This window comes from Blautia sp. AF19-10LB (assembly GCF_003461245.1).
In the GTDB taxonomy this organism is placed as follows: Bacteria; Bacillota; Clostridia; order Lachnospirales; family Lachnospiraceae; genus Blautia_A; species Blautia_A intestinihominis.
This window is the reverse complement of sequence record NZ_QTWS01000105.1, coordinates 1-558: the sequence shown is the minus strand read 5'-3', so window position 1 is coordinate 558 and position 558 is coordinate 1. Positions and strand designations below refer to the sequence as shown.

At 41.0% G+C, this 558-nt stretch carries 1 protein-coding gene; it reads right to left on the bottom strand.

Annotated elements, in window-relative coordinates; translation table 11 throughout:
- Positions 1-55: 55 nt before the first annotated feature.
- Positions 56-558, bottom strand: a 503-nt coding sequence (locus DWX28_RS19270) for an IS200/IS605 family accessory protein TnpB-related protein (protein ID WP_147342133.1), incomplete at its 5' end; no start/stop codon positions are given.

The window sequence follows — 558 nt, the reverse complement described above, 5'->3', positions numbered from 1 at the left end:
GGATACCGCCTTTTTTCAGGGTGCGTCCATGACACCAATACTGCTTGCCTTTCGGCTATGCAGCTACTTTTATTATTTCTGGAGTTTTTAGTCCGGTTACGGACAGTTCCTTCTGTTTTCCGGATACGGAAAGATATTTCCGCAGGATATTAAATGCACCTACTGCATCTGCGTTAAATCTTACTCCATCAGTTATATACATACCACGTTCTTTTCGATTTGATGCTTCTGCATGTCTTTTTGATACTTCTGGTGATAACGGGCTGCACTGGCTGGTATAGCTTTCCTCCTGTTTTATCAATTGTATTCCATACAGTTTCAGCTTATATTCCAGCATAATATACAGCCTGTTATATGGCAGGCTGTGAAACTTCTGGTTGGTCATATGCCCCATATCTTTTTCTTTGCGGATATTTCGGATGTCTCCCACAACCACACAGCGGATATCTTCTTTTCTGCAGTATTCTGTAATCCATCTGGTCACTTTGTGGAGATAATCCTTCACTGCATTCTGCTTTTTCCTGTAAAGTCTCTGGATATGTTTCGATGATTTTGGAT